Raw genomic sequence first — 17214 nt, 5'->3', positions numbered from 1 at the left:
GGGGTTCTTCCTCTGTGCGGGGACGGGGGAGCCCCACGGAGCGTGCCGAGGGACCCCGGGACAGTACCAAAGGAGTGCGGGGGCCGGGGCGCGTCCGGGAGGGGCACCGGCCGGGGCGCACGAGGACGGCCCGCCGCGCCGGCGTGGGCCGGGCGACGGGCCGTGGGGCGGGGCGGGGTCAGCCGCGCGCGGTGCCGGTCTCCTCGGCGGTCCCCTCGGCGGCGTAGTCGAGGGTCAGGGTCTCGTCGGCGTCGACGTCGCCCGAGGTGAGGGCGGCCTGGCCGGCGCCGCCGGCCTTGAGGGCGGCGAGGCGGGCCTCCACCTCGGTCTTCTCGCCGAGATCCTCGAGGGACTCGAACTGGGCGTCGAGGGAGGAGGCGGCGATCTCCTGCTGGCCGCGCACGCGGGCCTCCTCGCGACGGACCTTCTCTTCGAAGCGGGAGACCTCGGAGGTCGGGTCCAGCAGGTCGATCGACTTCACGGCGTCGGCCACCGCGGACTGGGCGTGGGCGGACTTGGCGCGGGCGGTCAGCTCGTCGCGCTTGGCGACCAGCTGCTGACGCTTGACCTTCATCTGGTCCAGACCGGTCTTCAGGCGCTCCACGATCTCGCGCTGCGAGGCGATGGTCGGCTCCGCGGACTTCGCCTGGCGCTCGAAGTCCATCTGGCGCTCGATGGCCACCTTGGCGAGGTTGTCGAACTTGTCCGCCGAGGCGGTGTCGCCCTTGGTGCGGAAGTCGTCGGCCTTCTGGGAGGCGGCCAGCGCCTTCTGGCCCCAGCTGCGGGACGCGTCCTGGTCCTCGCGGTAGTCGTCCTCGATCATTCGCAGGTTGCCGATCGTCTGGGCGACGGCGGCCTCGGCCTCCGCGATGTTGTTCGTGTAGTCGCGGACCATCTGGTCCAGCATCTTCTGGGGGTCCTCGGCCTTGTCCAGCATCGCGTTGATGTTGGCCTTCGCCAGCGTGCTGATGCGGCCGAAGATGGACTGCTTGACCATGGTGTCTGCCTTTCGTCGGTCTTTCACGTCAGCGCAGACCGTCGGCCTGCGTCCACCCCGTCCCGCGCGTGCGGGCCGGGCCGGCGCCCGGGGCGCCGGAGTTCATGGGGGGGGGAGGCGGCGGTCAGAAGCCGCCGCCGGAGATGTCGCCGAACCCGCCGAAGTCGCCGCCGCCGAGGCCGCCGCCGTCGAACCCGCCGAAGCCACCGCCGCCCCAGCTGCCGCTGTTCAGGATCGAGTTCATCAGGATGCCGCCGAGCAGTGCGCCGCCGAGGCCGCCGCCGAAGCTGCCGCCCACTCCGGCGCGCGGGCGTGCACCGTACATGCCGCCCACCATGCCGGGGCCGTAGCCGAAGCCCTCGACGTCCGCGCGGGCCAGCTCGCTCGCGCGCTCGGCCAGCTGGGAGGCGCGCTGCGCCTGCTGGAGGGCGGCCACGGGGTCGGTGCGGCCGAGGCTGATCGCCGAACGCAGCGTGTGGTCGGCCTCCGCGAGCCGGGTCCGGGCCTCCGAGCCCACCGCACCGCGCCGGGCGCCGATGAAGTCGGCCGTGCCGTCGATCTGCGCCTGGGCCTGGGCGATCGTGGAGGTGAGCACCTGGGAGGCCTGGCGGGCCTGCTCCCGAGCGTCGCGGACGCCGGCCAGCGGGGTGTTGAGCTGGCGGTGCGCGGCCTCGAGCTGGTGGAGCAGCTCCAGGGGATCCGGGCGGCCGGCCGCGAGGGCCTGGCGCACAGCGTTCACGGCGGTCTTCATCCCCGCCACCGGGCCGGCCAGCTCGGGGTGCGATCCGTTGGCCACGAGCGCTTCGGCCTCGGCCACGTCCTGCTCGGACTGGGCGAGGCCCGTCTGCAGGTTGCCCAGCATGGCCCGCAGGGACCCCTCGGCCTTGCCGACCGCCTCGGTGAGCGTGTCCACCTGGCTGAGCGCCTCCTCGGCGGCACGCACGGCCAGCGCCGCCGTGGAGCGGTCCTGGGCTTCCCACGCGCTCCGCGACTTCGCGAGGGCGGTCTCCACAAACTCGAGCCTCTCCCGGGCCTGCGCCGCGTTGTCCGCGACCTCGGCGAGGGCGGACTCCGCGTACTGGCCGTGCAGCGCGGTGATCGCCGACTCGGAGTCCTGCACCCGGGACCGGGCCTCGGGCAGGCGGGCTTCGAGACGCTCGAGGGCCTCGGGCACCTGGTTCTCGAGGTCGCGCAGGGAGTCGAACTCCTTCTTGTGCGCCGCCAGGGACGCACCCACGGCCTCGCTGCGCTGGATGATCTCCTTGAGCCAGGCGCGCTGCTCGGCCTCGGTGTCCGGGATCTCGTCGTCGAGCTGGTGCTGGAGCTGGAACGAGGCCCGCATGTGCTCCTTGGCCTGGTCGATGTCCTGGCGGAACGTCGCCACGGACTTCTCCCCGTAGGACGCCTCGGCGAAGCCCAGCTCCTGTTCCGAGGAGCGGATGGCGTCGTCCGCGGCCACGAGCTTCGAGCCGGCCTGGGTGCGCAGCTGCTCCACGCTGAGCTCGTCGAGGGGGTCGCGGCGGGCCTCCTCGGTGCGGCCCCGTTCGACGGCGCCACCCTGCGTGCGCCTCCGGCTGCGGGCCACGAGCACGCCGCCGCCCACGGCCGCGGCCACCGCACCTGCGCCGAGGACCGCCGTCAGGGCCCCACCGCCGTCGGAGGCGCCCTGGGCCGTGCTCCCGCCGCCCGTGGTGCCGGCCGGCAGGGCGCCGGCCGGATCGTACTCGGCCCCGCTGGCCCCCGTGCCGTCGAGCGTGCCGTCGGCGGCGTCGTCGAGCCCTTGCACCGCGGCGATGCCCACCGCGAGCCATTCCGCCGAGCCGGGGTCCGTGCCGATCTTGGACAGCTCCGGGCCCACGTAGGTGCGCGTCACCTGGTTCTGCAGGTTCGCGTCCCCGCCGCTGTCCAGCCCATAGGCGCGCTCCTCGACCGCGATCGCCAGGACCGAGTCGTTCGTCCCGAGCCCGCGCTGGCGCGCCACGTCCTGGGCCAGCGTCTGGGCGTCCGTGCTGAACTCATCCACGTAGACGACGTACAGCCCCTGCCCGGTGTCCCGGCGCAGGTCCTGGATCTCCTGGGTCAGGCGCTGCTCATCCGAGGTCGAGAGCACCCCGGCCTCGTCCACCACGTACACGCCCGGCGGCACCGTCACGGCGTGCGCGGTGGGTGCCGCCACCAGGAGGCCCAGGCCTCCCAGGCCCGCGGCGGTCACGGCACGCGCCAGACGGCCGACATCGGCGGGGCGGGTGGCCACGGTCATGTGGGGTCTCCTTCGACGGCGGAGGCGAGCCGCCGCACCGGGCGGACCCGCCGGATCCTGGGGTTGAGTGTAGGGCGGCGTGGGAATCGGGCACCAGGGATCCGGCGCGGCCGGAACCGTGGGAGGAGCGGACGTTCGGCCTCTAGGCGGCGTTCAGTCATGCACGCTAGCGTGGACGTGCCCCGGGGCGCGCGTCCGCAAGACGACGGGCGTCTGTGTCGACCGCCCGGGGCCCGACCCGAAGCGAGGACCCCGTGGACCAGACCGCCGCCCCCACCCAGCCCCCCGTGCCGACGGCCCGCACCGTCGCGCGTCCCCGGCCCCAGTCCCGCGCCCGTGCCGGGGCGGGCCTGCTCGCCGCAGCCGTGCTCATGGTGGGGCTCTCCGGTTGCGCGGTCGCGGAGGACGGCGGCGAGGCCGCGAGCTCCTCCTCCTCGCAGGCGACGGACACCTCGGCCGAGGCCGGGGGACAGCCCGTGGCGGACACCGCCGTCGGGAACGCCGCGAGGACCGCGCTGCCCTCCGTGGTGACCATCTCCGCGACGTCGAGCTCCGCCTCCGGCTCCGGTTCCGGGTCGATCCTGGACACGGAGGGGCACATCCTCACGAACACCCACGTGGTCACCCTCGGCGGCCAGGCCAACGACGCCGAGCTGACGGTGCGCACCTCGGACGGGGAGGTCTACGCTGCCACCGTCGTGGGCACCGACCCGCTGTCCGACCTGGCCGTCATCAAGATCGACGCCCCGGACCTCACCCCCATCCAGATCGGCCGGTCCGGGGATTTGAAGGTCGGGGACGAGGCCGTCGCCATCGGCGCCCCCCTGGGCCTGCCGAACACCGTGACCGACGGGATCATCTCCACCCTGGACCGGACCATCGCGGTGGCGTCCTCCGAGGCGCCCGAGCCGCAGGGCGAGAGCTCCGGCTCGTCCTCCGGCACCGATCAGTACCGTTTCCAGCTGCCGGGCACCCCGCAGGGCACCCGGGGCGAGGTGTACATCAACGTGCTGCAGACCGACGCGGCCATCAACCCCGGCAACTCCGGAGGCGCGCTCGTCGACGCCGAGGGTCGCCTGGTGGGCGTGAACGTCGCGATCGCCTCGGCCGGCCAGGACCCGAGCGAGGCGGGCAACATCGGGGTCGGCTTCGCCATCCCCGTGGACTACGCCCAGCGGGTCGCACAGGACCTGATCGACCACGGCAAGGCCACGCATGCCATGCTCGGCGTGAGCGTCACCCCGGAGCCCGCCGAGGTGCAGGGCGGCAGCGAGAACGCCCGGACCGTGTTCAGCGACGGCGCCCGCGTCCAGCAGGTCGTGGGAGAGTCGGCGGCCGACGCGGCCGGGCTGAAGGAGGGCGACGTGATCACCGCCGTCGGCGACCGCGCGGTGATCGACTCCGAGTCCCTCACCGCCGTCGTCCGCGAGCACCGCGTGGGAGACTCGGTGGACGTCACCTACCTCCGCGACGGCGCGGAGCAGACGACCGAGGTGACGTTCACGGAGGACACCCGCTCGTGACCACCACGCTCACCACCCCCGCCGCGCTCGCGGCCCACCACGGCTGGCGCCGGGTCCTGGCCGTCGGCGCCCACCCGGACGACCTCGACTTCGGGGCCGCCGCCACCCTGGCCGGCTTCCGCGCGGCCGGGCTGCACATCGAGCTGTGCATCGTGACGGACGGGGACGCCGGCGGCTTCGACTCGGAGGGCCCGGAGGCGATGACCGCCCGCCGGCACGCCGAACAGCGCGCGGCCGCCGCCGTCGTCGGTGCCGCCGAGGTCCACTTCCTCGGCGAGCGCGACGGACACCTCGAGCCGGACCACGGCGTGCGCCGCAAGCTCGTGGCGCTGATGCGCCGCGTCCGCCCGGACGTGGTGCTCAGCACCCACCCGGAGCGGGACTGGGAGCGGATGCAGGCCGCCCACCCGGACCACCTCGCCTGCGGCGAGGCCGTGGTGCGCGCCGCGTACCCGGCGGCCGAGAACCCGTACGCGTACCCGGAGCTCGCGGCGGAGGGGCTCGAGGCGTTCAAGGTCCGGAACCTGCTGCTGTACGCCGCCCCCGCCGCGCGCCGGAACACGGTCGTGGACGTCACGGGCCTGGCGGAGCAGAAGCTGCGCGCCCTCGACGCCCACCTCTCCCAGCACCCGGACGTCGACGCGATGCGGCGGCACGTGCTCGCCCAGATGGCCGAACATCACCGGCGCGCCGCCGGCCCGGCCGCCGCGCCGGGTCACGCCGAGGCGTTCCACCTGGTCACGGTCAACGGTCCGAGCACCATCGCCGGGTTCTGAACCGCCCCCCTGCGGGGGATCTCAGTTGGTGCTCGGCCGACCGCCGTAGCGCGGGCCGGTCTGCGCGGTGGGGTCGAGGTCCACGCCGACGACGGGCTCCGACGTCGGCACCTCCGAGCCCGAGCTGGGCTCCACGGAGATGCCCATCGCCGCGAAGCGGTCCAGCCCCCGGAAGGTGACGGGCTCGCCGAAGCCGTTGGCGTCGAACGTGCCGAGCGAGGCCGGGGCCGTGCCGTCCGAGGGGTAGAGCCACAGCTGGTAGGACTGACCCTCCGGCAGCTGGGGCATCCCGCTGATCGTCAGGTAGCCGCTGTTCTGCTCCCGGGACAGGAACGCCTGGACCGTGCCGCCGTCCTGGGCCGGGTACTCCGAGGTCGTGAACAGGTCCTTCGACTGGTCGATGCGGTGCACGATGCCCGGCCGCGTGAACTGACTCCACACCGTCCACCCGCCGACGCCGAGCACGAGGGCCGCGAGCAGCAGGAGGGCGGTCACCTTGAGCCAGCGCAGGCGGTCCCGCGGCGGGCCGGCGGGGGCGGACTCGTCGCCGATCAGGTCCATGCCCACGTCCTGGGCGGGCAGGCGACGCAGGACCTCGTCGAGCAGGGCCGACGGCGGCTCGGCCGTCACGGACCGGAACGCCCAGGCCACCGCCTGGCGCGCACCGTCCACCCGGGAGCGCCACAGGGCCAGCTCGCCGCCCCGCCGCTGCACGGCGGAGAAGGCCGCGGTGTGCCCGGCCGTGTCGAGGGCGTGCACGGCCGAGAGGTCGGCCAGCTCGAGTGCGCGGCCGGCGTCCACGTCCTCGCGCACGTCCGCGCCGAGTGCCGGGCCGGTCGCCGGGGCCGGCGCGGACGGCCGGGCGGCGTCCTGCGTGAGGTCGCGGCGGGCCGCCACGACCTGCCGCACGCCGTCACGCAGGAGGGTGCGGGCCTGGTCGGCCGGCAGACCCAGCCGATCGGCGACCTCCCGGTCGGTGCAGCCGCCCAGCCACGCCAGTCGCACGGCCTCGTAGGCGTCCGGGGCCACGCGGTCGACGAGGTCCTCGGGCAACGGCGCGGGCCCGGCCGGGCCGGGACGACGCCCACGTTCCGCCGCGGAGCCGCCGGCGCGGCGCAGCGAGGTCATCACACGGTGGGCGAGGACCTCGAGCCACGTGAACACCTGGCGCTCGCGGTGGGTCGCGTCGTCACGCTCGCTCAGGTCGAGCCCGGCCTCGGAGGCCTCCTCCCATGCCGTCAGGTAGGTGCGGACCGTGGCCGCGGCGGCGTCGTCGCCGGGGCCGAACATCGCCTCGGCCAGGCCGTGCACCCACGGGACCGTGGCGTCGTAGAACGCGGAGAACGCGGCCCGGTCACCCTCGGCGCTGCGGCGCAGGAGGGTGTCCAGGGCGGGCTGGCCGGCGTCGTCGGGGCGGTCGGCGTGGGGCTCGGACGCGTCAGGAGTCTGCATGGTGGCCTCAGTCTAGGGAATCGGGGTGGGCAGCGGACCCGGCGAAGTCGTGCTGGCGCCAGGCCTCGTACACGGCGATGGAGACGGCGTTCGCCAGGTTCAGGGACCGACGGGCCGGCTGCATGGGCAGGCAGACGGTCTCGGTGACCCGCGGGTCGGCCAGCACCTCCTCCGGCAGGCCGGTGGACTCGCGGCCGAAGAGCAGCACGTCTCCGGACCGGTAGGCGACCCGGTCGTGCCGCACGGACCCGCGCGCGGTGAAGGCCAGCACGCGGGCGGGGGCGAGGGCTGCGAGCGCCGCGTCGAGGTCCGGGTGCACCGTCACCACCGCGAGGTCGTGGTAGTCCAGGCCGGCGCGGCGCAGGTGGGCGTCCTCGAACCCGAAGCCCAGCGGCTCCACGAGGTGCAGCTCGGCCCCCGTGAGGGCGGCGAGCCGGATCGCGTTGCCGGTGTTGCCGGGGATCTCGGGGGTGAGCAGCAGGATCCGGAAGCCGGGGGTGCCGGGCGCCGGGGCGCGGTCGGCGCCCTCGTGCGGGTTCGGGCGGGGTGGGGTGGGGGAGTCGGGCACCCGCTCAGCCTAGTGGGGCGCCGCCGGGCGGGGGGTGCCTCAGTGGAGCCGGTCGACCAGCGCGCCGAGCGCGCGTCGGTCCACGAGGTCCGGGTCCGTGCCGGTGCCCAGGAAGAGCGCGACCTCGCGCGCGAACGCGATCCCGGGCGCGGGCGGGGCGGTGAGCAGGTCGGCCTGCGCCTCCGGCGCCTCGGCGCCGCGGGTGCGGCGGATCACGGGTGCGTGCCGCGCGTCGCGGTCCGTCATCACGTGCACGAAGCCGCCGACGGTGACCTGGGGCAGGGCCTGCTGCCACGCCATCATCGCGGGGCCGAGCAGCGGCGGGGCCACGGGACGGCCCCGGGAGCGCAGGTCCGACCCGTCCCAGGTGTAGGTCCCCTCCGGGACCATGACGGAGCCGATCAGCGCCAGGCGGTGGCCGCACAGCACCGCGTGGTCCACGTCGAGGTGCCGTCCCCAGCGCCCGTCCAGCCGCAGCCCGGTCAGGACCCGGGCGGCCGGGAGCGCGTCCGCCACGCGGCGCAGCAGCACGTCGAGGGTGCGGGCCTGCCGCAGCACCCGGTGCTCGTCCGGCAGGATCCCGCGCGGCCTCGGTACCCCGTGGACGCGTTGGCTCGATCGCGGCAGGTCCAGCACGGTCGGGTCGGCCTCCGCCTCGCCGGGCGGGGGCTCGTAGCGCACGGGGCGGGCGGCACGTTCGCCGGGTCCGGACGGTCCCGACGGTCTCGCCCGCCCTGATCCGGCCCGCGCGCGGGGGTCGCGGGCTCGGGCGACGTCGGGTCCGGGCAGCGAGAGGTCGTACCGGCGCCGGGCCTCGGCGTCGCCGAGCAGGTCCCACGCCCGCGTCACGGCCCGGAAGGCGGCGGGGTCGCCGCCGACGTCGGGGTGCGCGGCCCGGGCCGCGCGGCGGTAGGCCCGCCGGACCTCCTCGGCGGTCGCGTCGCGGGGCACGCCGAGGACCTCGTAGGCGGTGCGGTGCTCCTCGGCCGCGCTCACGGCGTGGGGTCCGGGCCGGGGGAGGCATGCCGCTCGTGGTGCAGGCGCAGGAACAGCATGCCGTCGTCGTGGAGCACCTGGACCAGCTGCAGCCGGGCGGGGAGGCCGGGGCCGTCCTCACCGGTCAGGACGCGGCCGGCGGCGGGTCCGGCCAGCAGCGGCGCCACGGTGAGGTGCACCTCGTCCACGAGGCCGGCCGCCGCGAGGCTGCCGAACAGGCGCGGTCCGCCCTCGCAGTGGACGACGCGGGCGCCGCGCGCGTGCAGGGTCGCCACCATGGTCTGGGAGTCCACGTGCTCCTCGCCGACCGCCAGCACGTCCGCGTGCGCGGCCAGCGCCGCCGCCCGCTCCGGCTCGGCCGCGAGGGCGGCCCGGGACGTGAGGATCCAGGGGCGCACCGGGGCGGCCGTGAAGAACGCGGACGCCGGGTCCAGGTCCAGGCTGCCGCTGACCACGGCCACGGGCGGGTCCGCGGGCCCGCCGGCCTCCGCGCGTCGACGCCGGTCCTCCTCGGACAGCAGCGCTCCCTCGTAGCCCTCGGCCCGGATGGTCCCGGCCCCCACGAGCACGACGTCGGCGTCGTGCCGGGACAGCGAGAGCAGCCGCTGGTCCGCGGGGGAGCCGAGCCCGCCCGCACGGCCGTCCAGGGTGGCCGCACCGTCGGCGGAGGCGATGAACACGACGCGGACCCAGGGTCCGGGGCCGGTGTCCTCGGCCGCCGGGGCTGCGAGGGCGGCGCGGAGGGCGTCGTCGTCCAGGCCGGGGCCGGTCTCGGTCAGCCGTCTCATGCCCGCCCCCCGCGGTGGGCGCGGTGTCCGGCCAGGGTGCTGCGGTCCGGCGGCGGGTTCTCCGCGCCCATGTTGTGGACCAGGCGCGCCGGCTCGCGCCACCCGAACACGCACTCGAGCATGCGGGCCGCCGAGACGGAGGCGTCGGCGTCGTGCATGCGCAGGATCCGGGCGCCGCCGTACACGCAGGCCGCGGCCGCGGCCAGCGAGCCGGGCAGGCGCTCGTGCCGGTGCCGGTCCAGGCTCTCGCCGATGAAGTCCTTGTTCGAGACCGCGGCCAGCACGGGCAGCCCCAGGGCGGCGATCTCGTCCAGCCGCCGCGTGATCTCGAGGGTGTGCCGGGTGTTCTTGTTCAGATCGTGGCCGGGGTCCACGATGATCCTCTCCTCCGGGACGCCGAGCGCCACGGCCCGGTCGACGGTGCGCCGCAGGTGGTCGCGGACCTCCGTGACGACGTCGCCGTAGGTCGGCCGGGGGACCACGGCCCGGGGTCCGCGCACGTGGGCGAGGGAGTGGGTGACCACGAGGTGCGCGCCCGCGGCGGCCACCACCCGGCCCAGGTCCGCCTGGAACAGTCCCGTGGTGTCGTTGACGACGTCCGCCCCCGCGGCCAGGGCCGCCTCGGCCACGGCCGGCTGGAACGTGTCCGCCGAGAGGATCAGCCGGCGCGACGCCTCGGAGGACCCGGCTCCGTCCCCGCTCCGCAGGGCCGCGATCAGGGGGACCACCCGCGCCGCCTCCTCGGCCGGGTCGAGCTCCGCCCCGGGCGCGAACGGCACGCCGCCGACGTCGACCCACTCGGCTCCGGCGTCCGCCGCGGCGTGGGCCTGGGCGAGGGCGTCCTCCAGGACGGCGCCGGCGCCGTCGTCGTAGAAGGAGTCCGGGGTGCGGTTGACCACGGCCATCGTGACGATCCGGCGGCGGAAGTCGATCTCGTGGTGGGCGAACCGGTGCACCGGGTGGACGAGGGGGACGGAGGGGGTCGGCACCCGCCCATTCAACCACCGGCGCCGCACGGTGACAGTGCGCCCCGGGAGGACTATGTTTCCCTCCCGTGGCATCCACCTCGTCGCCGCGGGTCGGCCCGCGCCGGCCCCGCATCCGTCCGACCCAGCTCGTGGTCGGCTCCTTCCTCGTCGTCATCGTGACGGGCACCGGCGCACTGCTGCTGCCCGCCTCGTATCAGGGCCGCGCGCCCACCCCGCTGGAGGCCGCGTTCACGGCGACCAGCGCCACCACGGTGACGGGCCTCGGCGTCGTGGACACCCAGACGTTCTGGACACCCCTGGGCCAGGTCGTGATCCTCGCGCTCATCAAGCTCGGGGGCCTGGGCGTCATGACGTTCACGTCGCTGCTGGGGCTGGTGATCCTCCGGCGGCTCGGCCTCACCCAGCGCCTCGACGCCGCGGCCTCCACCCGGGCCGAGGGGATCGGGGACGTGCCGCGGGTGCTGCGGGCCCTGGTCCTGTACTCCACGGCCGTCGAGGCCTCGGTGGCGCTGCTGCTGAGCCTGCGCTTCTGGCTGGGCGCGGGGATGTCCCCGGGCCAGGCACTGTGGCAGGGGGTCTTCCACGCGGTCTCCGCATTCAACAACGCCGGGTTCGCGCTGTTCAGCGACAACCTCATGGGCTTCGTCTCGGACCCGTTCATCTGCCTGCCGATCGCGGCGGCGATCATCTTGGGCGGCCTGGGCCTGCCGGTCGTGCTGACCCTGCGGCGAGACCTGCGCCGACCCGAGCGGTGGAACCTCACGGTCCGGCTCGTGCTCGTGGGCACCGCGGTGCTGCTGGTGGGCGGCACGCTCATGTACCTCGTCCTCGAGTGGTCCAACCCGCGGACCCTGGGCGGTCTGGACCCGGCCTCGCGCGTGCTCGCGGCGTTCTTCCAGTCCGTCACGACCCGCACCGCCGGCTTCAACACCCTGGACTACGGGCAGATGCACCCCGTGACGCTCTTCGGCACCGACGTGCTCATGTTCATCGGCGGCGGCCCCGCCGGCACCGCCTCGGGCGTGAAGATCACGACGGCGAGCGTCCTGCTGTTCATCGTGCTCGCGGAGATCCGGGGGGAGGGCGCCGTCCATGCGTTCGGCCGCCGGCTCTCCCGGACCACGCACCGCGAGGCGATCACCGTGATCATGCTCTCCGCGACCGCGATCGCCGTCGCCACGATGGCGCTCATGGGCCTGTCCTCGTTCACGACCGACCAGATCCTGTTCGAGTGCGTGTCCGCGTTCGGCACGGTGGGCCTGTCCACCGGCATCACCGCCCAGCTGCCGCCGGCCGCGCAGGGCATCCTCATGCTCCTCATGTTCGTCGGCCGCATCGGCCCCGCCACCGTCGCCGGCAGCCTGGCCCTGACCGACCGCACCCGCCACTTCGAGTACCCGAAGGAGAGGCCCCTCATTGGCTGATCTCACCCGTTCCCTGTTCGCCCCCCGCCGGGGCGACCGCCCCACCGTGGCCGTCCTCGGGCTCGGCCGGTTCGGCTCCGGGGTCGCCCTCGAGCTCATGGAGTCCGACTGCCACGTGCTGGGGGTCGACGCCGACGCCGAGGCCGTCCAGGCGCTCAACGGCCGGCTGACCCACGTCGTCCGCGCGGACAGCACGGACGAGGAGGCGATGCGCCAGCTCTCGGTCCACGAGATGGACCACGTCGTCGTCGCCATCGGCGGCGACCTCGCCGACTCGATCCTCACCGTCTCGCTGATGCGGCGGTTCGGGACGCACCAGCTCTGGGCCAAGGCCAACGACGACCGCCACGGCGAGATCCTGCGTCAGCTCGGCGTGGAGCACGTGGTCCACCCGGAGCGGGACATGGGCCGCCGCGTGGCACACCTGGTCAGCACGTCCTTCCAGGACTTCGTCGAGGTCGAGCCGGGCCTGGCCATGGTCCGGGCCGCGCCGCCGTCGCGCCTGCTGGGCAGGGACCTGCGAGCCACCGGGCTCGCGGGGGAGCGGGGCATGCGCGTGGTCGCCGTCCGCAGCCGCGGCACGTGGCTCTACCCGCCGAGTCACTACGTGCTCGAGCCCGAGGACACGATCCTCCTGGTGGGCCCGACCCGCGACGTCGAGCGGTTCCTCGCCCGGGACTGAGCCGGGGCACATCCGGGGCGGCTCCTAGACTGGCCGGGTGACCACCCCGGACCGCGTGCACCTGGACCACGCCGCCACCACGACGGTGCGCCCCACCGCGCTCGCGGCCCTGGCCGAGGCGGCCGCGCTCCCGGGCAACCCGGCCTCCCTCCACGCCTCCGGCCGCCGGGCCAAGCTGCGCCTCGAGGAAGCGCGGGAGCGCATCGCCGCGGCGCTCGGGGCGCACCCCACCGAGGTGATCCTCACGTCCGGGGGCACCGAGGCGGACAACCTCGCCGTCCAGGGGCTGTACCGGGCCCGCCGCGCGGCCGCGCCGGAGCGCACCCGGATCGTGCTGACCGGCATCGAGCACCACGCGGTCCTCGACGTGGTGGACTGGCTCGCCGCGCACGAGGGCGCCGAGCCGGTGCTCGTCCCGGTCGACGACGACGGGCGGGTCGACCTCGCCGCATGGGGGGCCGCGCTGGCGACCGCGCCCGAGCGGACCGCCCTGGCCACGCTGATGTGGGCCAACAACGAGATCGGCACGGTCCAGCCCGTGGCCGAGGCCGCCCGGCTCGCGGCCGACCACGGGGTCCCGATGCACACCGACGCCGTCCAGGCCCTCGGGGCGGTTCCCGTGGACTTCGCCGCGTCCGGGGCCGCGACCCTGGCCGTCTCGGGGCACAAGGTCGGCGCCCCCGTGGGTGTCGGCGCCCTGCTCGTACGCCGGGACGTCACGCTGGAGGCCGTGGTGCACGGCGGCGGCCAGGAGCGCCGCCTGCGCTCGGGCACGGTCTCGGTGGCCCTGGCCGCCGCGCTCGCGGCCGCCGTGGCGGAGGCTGTCGCGGAGCAGCCCGCCGAGGCCGCCCGCCTGGGCGGGCTGCGGGACGAGGTGATCGCCGCCGTCGACGCCCTGGATGGGGTGCGCCTGACCGGGCCGCGGGACCTCGACCCGGCGACGGGGCAGCCGCTGCCGCCGGGGACGCACCGACTGCCCGGCAACGTCCACATCACCGTGCCGGGCCGGACGGCGGACGCGCTGCTGTTCTCCTTCGACATGGCCGGGCTGGACACCTCGTCCGGGTCCGCGTGCACCGCCGGGGTGGCCGAGCCGTCGCACGTGGTCGCGGCCCTGCCGGGGCGGACGGAGGCCGACGCGCGGGCCACCCAGCGGTTCACCCTCGGCCGGACGACGACGCAGGCCGAGGCGGCCGCGCTCATCGACGCGCTGCGGACGCTGCTGGGGCCGGGCGTCTAGACTGGACCGCCCGTCCGCCGTCGAGAGAGGAGTCCGCCCGTGAAGGTCCTGGCCGCCATGTCCGGGGGAGTCGACTCCGCCGTCGCCGCGGCGCGTGCCGTGGACGCCGGACACGACGTCGTCGGCGTCCACCTGGCCCTGTCCCGCATGCCCGGCACCCTGCGCACCGGCTCGCGCGGCTGCTGCACCATCGAGGACGCCTCGGACGCGTGGCGCGCGTGTGAGCGGCTCGGCATCCCCTTCTACACGTGGGACTTCTCCGAGCGGTTCGCGGAGGACGTCGTGGACGACTTCGTGGCCGAGTACGAGGCCGGCCGCACGCCCAACCCGTGCATGCGCTGCAACGAGCGCATCAAGTTCGCGGCGCTGCTCGAGCGTGCCCTCGAGCTGGGCTTCGACGCCGTCTGCACCGGCCACTACGCCGCCGTGCGGCCCGGTCCGGACGGCTCGCTGGAGCTGCACCGCGCCGCGGACGACGCGAAGGACCAGTCCTACGTGCTCGGCGTGCTGACGGCGGATCAGCTCGCCCACTGCCTCTTCCCGCTCGCGGACACGCCGTCCAAGGAGCTCGTGCGCGCCGAGGCGGCCGAGCGCGGCCTGTCCGTGGCGGCGAAGCCGGACTCCCACGACATCTGCTTCATCCCCGACGGCGACACCCGCGGCTGGCTGGCCGAGCGCATCGACCTGGCCCCCGGCCCCATCGTGGACGCGGAGGGACAGGAGCTCGGCACCCACGCGGGCGCCCAGGCGTTCACGGTCGGCCAGCGCAAGGGCCTGGCCATCGGCCGTCCCGCGCCCGACGGCAAGCCCCGGTTCGTGCTCGAGGTGCGGCCGAAGGAGAACACCGTGGTCGTCGGCGGGCGTGAGCTGCTCGACGTCGACCGCATCACCGGCATCCGACCGTCGTGGGCCGGCGCCCCGGTGCCCGAAGCCCGCACGGGTGCCTGGTTCGACTGTGCGCTGCAGTTCCGGGCCCACGGCGAGATCGTCGAGGCCCGCGCCCGCCAGCGCGCGGACGCGGCGGGGCATCCGGGGTGGGAGATCGAGCCGGTGCGCCCCCTGCGCGGCGTGGCTCCCGGTCAGACGGCCGTCCTGTACCGGGGCACCCGCGTGCTCGGCCAGGCCACCATCGACACCGCCCGCAATGCCCGGCTGTCCGCCCCCGCGGATGCGTAGGCTTCGGCCATGAGCCCGGACTACGACCCCCACGCCAGCTCACTGCCCGGCACCGCGGACCCGGCGGTCCTCGACGAGCTCTTCGCGATCCGCGGCAGCATCGACAACATCGACGCCTCGCTCGTCTACCTGCTGGCCGAGCGGTTCAAGTTCACGCAGCGGGTCGGTGCGCTGAAGGCCCGGCACGACCTGCCGCCCTCGGACCCCGGGCGTGAGGCCGCCCAGATCGCGCGGCTGCACCGGCTCGCGCTCGAGGCGGACCTCGAGCCCGCGTTCGCCGAGAAGTTCCTGAACTTCATCATCGCCGAGGTCATCCGCCACCACCGCGCGCTGGCGGCCGAGGGCCGGCCGGACGCCGAGGCGGAGCCGGGGGCGCGCTCCGGGGACGCGGATGACTGAGGCCGCCCACGACGACGGCGCCACCGGCCCCGTCGCCCTCGGCGGCACGCCGTGGCGCGGCACCGACGTCGCCGAGGCGCAGCGCGTCACGCTCGGCGAGCTCGGCGCGGACCACTGGCCGGTGCTCCCCGAGCTGCCCGATCGCGGACCCGGCGCCGACGCCACCGGCCGCTCGGCCGCCCTTCTGCAGGAGCTGGCCGTCGACCTGCAGCCGCACGGCTGGCGGGTCAGCCCGCCCGGGGCCGCCGGCTCCGGCCGTGACCGACGCCGCGCCGTCTCCCTCTGGCGCGAGGACGCACACCGCTGGGCGGACACCGCGGGGGCCGAGGGCGCCGTCGTCGAACGTCTGGCCGTGCGGGTGCGCGGCCCGCTCAGCCTGCTCGCCGGCCTCTGGCTGCCCGGGGGAGAGCGCGTCCTCGGCGACCACGGCGCCCGCCGCGACGTCGCCGAGTCCTATCTCGAGGGACTGCAGGACGCCCTGCCCCGCCTCCGGAGGGCCACCGGGGCGGCCCGCCTCGGCGTCGTCGTCGACGAGCCGTGGGCGGCGGCCGTCCTCGCCGGGACCCTGCCCACCGCGAGCGGGTACCGCACCGTCCGGTCGCTGCCGCGCGAGGAGGCCCGCGGGCTGTGGCGCGCCGCTCTCGACGGGCTCACCGCCCTGCCCGACGTCGCCCGGGTGTGGCTCGCGCCGGGCCGCCGGGCCGCCTCCCCGGGGGCCGAGCTGCCCGGGCCCGCCGCGCTGGCGACGCTGACGGGAGAGTCCCTGCCCAGGCCCGACGCAGCCGCGGACGCGCCCGCCCCGGCCCCGGTCTCCCTCGTGGTGGGCGTGGGCGCCCTCGACGACGGCGCGGACGGCACGCCCGGCACCCGCGAGGCGTGGGAGGCGGCGGCCGGCTGGGCCGACGTGGGGCGCGGGCTGACGCTGGCCCCCGAGCCGGGCGTGCGCCCGGTCGACGTCGTCCGCACGTGGGAACGGCTGGGGGTGGACCCCGGACGCGTGGGCGACGTCGGCCTCACGGCGGCGGGGTCGCACGACCCCGCCGTGCTCCGCACTCTGCGGCGGGACGCGGAGGAGCTGACCGCACGGCTCGCCGAGCTGCGCGGCTGAGCCGGCGCCCCGACGGACCGGGGCGACCTCCGGCGTCGTCCGCCGGGGACGGGCCCGCCCGGCGGGTATCATCGGGCTGATCCTGAAAATTTCCTGTGCCCGGGGCCGGTCCCGCCCGCGGCGCCGGGGGGAGCGCTGACGAGGAGGTCAGGATGGGCAAGGCCAAGATCCTGGTGGTGGACGACGACGAGGCGCTGGCCGAGATGATCGGCATCGTCCTGCGCAACGACGGCTTCGAGCCGACGTTCGCCGCAGACGGCACCTCCGCACTGCCCGCGTTCCACCGCGAGCGCCCCGATCTCGTGCTGCTGGACCTCATGCTCCCCGGCATCGACGGCATCGAGGTCTGCAGGCTCATCCGAGCCGAGTCGGACGTGCCGATCGTGATGCTCACGGCCAAATCGGACACGGCGGACGTGGTGCGCGGCCTCGAGTCGGGTGCGGACGACTACGTGCCCAAGCCGTTCAAGCCAGCCGAGCTCGTGGCTCGCGTCCGGGCGCGCCTGCGTGAGGGGGAGGCCAAGCCGGCGGAGGTCCTGCACATCGGGGACCTCGAGATCGATGTGGCGGGCCACCAGGTCACCCGCGGCGGCGTCGGCATCGCCCTCACCCCGCTGGAGTTCGATCTCCTCGTGGCCCTCGCCCGGCGGCCGCGCCACGTCTTCACTCGCGAGATGCTCCTGGAGGAGGTCTGGGGCTACCGGCACCAGGCCGACACCCGGCTCGTGAACGTCCACGTCCAGCGCCTGCGCTCCAAGGTCGAGCCGGATCCCGAGAACCCGTGCGTCGTGCTGACCGTCCGCGGCGTCGGGTACAAGGCCGGCCAGGGCTGAGCG

The 17214-nt window shown here is 75.5% G+C and carries 16 protein-coding genes; 9 read left to right on the top strand and 7 right to left on the bottom strand.

Annotated elements, in window-relative coordinates; all coding sequences use genetic code 11:
- Positions 1–178: 178 nt before the first annotated feature.
- Both ABIB16_RS08215 and ABIB16_RS08210 read right to left on the bottom strand, forming a co-directional pair.
- Positions 179–997 carry a PspA/IM30 family protein gene (locus ABIB16_RS08215; protein ID WP_002854906.1) on the bottom strand — a complete coding sequence of 273 codons (819 nt, stop codon included), beginning with the start codon at positions 995–997 and terminating at the stop codon, positions 179–181.
- Between the two features lie 124 nt (positions 998–1121).
- Positions 1122–3257 (bottom strand): TPM domain-containing protein, encoded by a 2136-nt coding sequence (locus tag ABIB16_RS08210; protein ID WP_354436190.1) that lies wholly within the window; start codon positions 3255–3257, stop codon positions 1122–1124.
- A gap of 254 nt (positions 3258–3511) precedes the next feature.
- On the opposite strand from ABIB16_RS08210, the gene ABIB16_RS08205 reads away from it, so the two are divergent.
- Both ABIB16_RS08205 and ABIB16_RS08200 read left to right on the top strand, forming a co-directional pair.
- Complete coding sequence (locus ABIB16_RS08205; protein WP_052520126.1) at positions 3512–4780, top strand: S1C family serine protease; 1269 nt, start codon at positions 3512–3514, stop codon at positions 4778–4780.
- Complete coding sequence (locus ABIB16_RS08200) at positions 4777–5556, top strand: PIG-L deacetylase family protein (protein ID WP_036314367.1); 780 nt, start codon at positions 4777–4779, stop codon at positions 5554–5556. The genes ABIB16_RS08205 and ABIB16_RS08200 overlap by 4 nt, the downstream gene beginning before the upstream one ends.
- Before the next feature lie 21 nt (positions 5557–5577).
- Here the strand turns inward: ABIB16_RS08200 and ABIB16_RS08195 are convergent, their stop codons facing one another.
- The 5 genes from ABIB16_RS08195 to folP are packed head-to-tail and all read right to left on the bottom strand — an operon-like array spanning position 5578 to position 10349.
- Positions 5578–7008 (bottom strand): anti-sigma factor, encoded by a 1431-nt coding sequence (locus ABIB16_RS08195; RefSeq protein ID WP_041105211.1) that lies wholly within the window; start codon positions 7006–7008, stop codon positions 5578–5580.
- Between the two features lie 7 nt (positions 7009–7015).
- Positions 7016–7576: a tRNA (cytidine(34)-2'-O)-methyltransferase gene (locus ABIB16_RS08190; protein ID WP_002854896.1), complete on the bottom strand. Its 561-nt coding sequence runs from the start codon at positions 7574–7576 to the stop codon at positions 7016–7018.
- Between the two features lie 39 nt (positions 7577–7615).
- On the bottom strand, positions 7616–8572 hold the full coding sequence (locus tag ABIB16_RS08185) for a J domain-containing protein (RefSeq protein WP_041105213.1): 957 nt from the start codon (positions 8570–8572) through the stop codon (positions 7616–7618).
- Positions 8569–9360 carry a pyrimidine reductase family protein gene (locus ABIB16_RS08180; RefSeq protein WP_041105215.1) on the bottom strand — a complete coding sequence of 264 codons (792 nt, stop codon included), beginning with the start codon at positions 9358–9360 and terminating at the stop codon, positions 8569–8571. Before ABIB16_RS08180 ends, ABIB16_RS08185 begins: the two co-directional genes overlap by 4 nt.
- On the bottom strand, positions 9357–10349 hold the full coding sequence (gene folP / locus ABIB16_RS08175; RefSeq protein ID WP_041105217.1) for a dihydropteroate synthase: 993 nt from the start codon (positions 10347–10349) through the stop codon (positions 9357–9359). The genes ABIB16_RS08180 and folP overlap by 4 nt, the downstream gene beginning before the upstream one ends.
- A gap of 65 nt (positions 10350–10414) precedes the next feature.
- Between folP and ABIB16_RS08170 the strand changes: the two genes are divergently transcribed.
- The 7 genes from ABIB16_RS08170 to mtrA all read left to right on the top strand — a co-directional run bounded on the left by ABIB16_RS08170 (position 10415) and on the right by mtrA (position 17211).
- Positions 10415–11773: a TrkH family potassium uptake protein gene (locus ABIB16_RS08170; protein WP_354436189.1), complete on the top strand. Its 1359-nt coding sequence runs from the start codon at positions 10415–10417 to the stop codon at positions 11771–11773.
- Positions 11766–12455, top strand: a complete 690-nt coding sequence (locus ABIB16_RS08165) for a potassium channel family protein (protein ID WP_063189522.1) — start codon at positions 11766–11768, stop codon at positions 12453–12455. Before ABIB16_RS08170 ends, ABIB16_RS08165 begins: the two co-directional genes overlap by 8 nt.
- 37 nt (positions 12456–12492) lie before the next feature.
- On the top strand, positions 12493–13695 hold the full coding sequence (locus ABIB16_RS08160) for a cysteine desulfurase family protein (protein ID WP_041105221.1): 1203 nt from the start codon (positions 12493–12495) through the stop codon (positions 13693–13695).
- A gap of 39 nt (positions 13696–13734) precedes the next feature.
- Complete coding sequence (gene mnmA, locus ABIB16_RS08155) at positions 13735–14871, top strand: tRNA 2-thiouridine(34) synthase MnmA (protein WP_041105223.1); 1137 nt, start codon at positions 13735–13737, stop codon at positions 14869–14871.
- A 9-nt stretch (positions 14872–14880) separates the two neighbouring features.
- On the top strand, positions 14881–15270 hold the full coding sequence (locus tag ABIB16_RS08150; RefSeq protein ID WP_041105225.1) for a chorismate mutase: 390 nt from the start codon (positions 14881–14883) through the stop codon (positions 15268–15270).
- A complete protein-coding gene (locus ABIB16_RS08145) occupies positions 15263–16378 on the top strand; it encodes a hypothetical protein (RefSeq protein ID WP_041105226.1) in 1116 nt (371 codons plus the stop codon). Before ABIB16_RS08150 ends, ABIB16_RS08145 begins: the two co-directional genes overlap by 8 nt.
- Positions 16379–16530: 152 nt before the next feature.
- Positions 16531–17211, top strand: a complete 681-nt coding sequence (mtrA, locus tag ABIB16_RS08140) for an MtrAB system response regulator MtrA (RefSeq protein ID WP_036315993.1) — start codon at positions 16531–16533, stop codon at positions 17209–17211.
- Positions 17212–17214 lie beyond the last annotated feature (3 nt).

The organism is Micrococcus sp. UYEF5, assembly GCF_040546065.1.
GTDB lineage: Bacteria > Actinomycetota > Actinomycetes > Actinomycetales > Micrococcaceae > Micrococcus > Micrococcus luteus.
The sequence above is the reverse complement of the archived record's forward strand: the minus strand, read 5'-3'. Positions and strand labels throughout refer to the sequence as shown.

What these genes read in the sequence shown, in the direction of transcription:
- ABIB16_RS08180 (WP_041105215.1), bottom strand. Translation starts at nt 9,360, where the DNA reads ATGAGACGGCTGACCGAGACCGGCCCCGGCCTGGACGACGACGCCCTC.
- ABIB16_RS08215 (WP_002854906.1), bottom strand. Translation starts at nt 997, where the DNA reads ATGGTCAAGCAGTCCATCTTCGGCCGCATCAGCACGCTGGCGAAGGCC.
- mtrA (WP_036315993.1), top strand. Translation starts at nt 16,531, where the DNA reads ATGGGCAAGGCCAAGATCCTGGTGGTGGACGACGACGAGGCGCTGGCC.
- ABIB16_RS08145 (WP_041105226.1), top strand. Translation starts at nt 15,263, where the DNA reads ATGACTGAGGCCGCCCACGACGACGGCGCCACCGGCCCCGTCGCCCTC.
- ABIB16_RS08210 (WP_354436190.1), bottom strand. Translation starts at nt 3,257, where the DNA reads ATGACCGTGGCCACCCGCCCCGCCGATGTCGGCCGTCTGGCGCGTGCC.
- ABIB16_RS08150 (WP_041105225.1), top strand. Translation starts at nt 14,881, where the DNA reads ATGAGCCCGGACTACGACCCCCACGCCAGCTCACTGCCCGGCACCGCG.
- ABIB16_RS08195 (WP_041105211.1), bottom strand. Translation starts at nt 7,008, where the DNA reads ATGCAGACTCCTGACGCGTCCGAGCCCCACGCCGACCGCCCCGACGAC.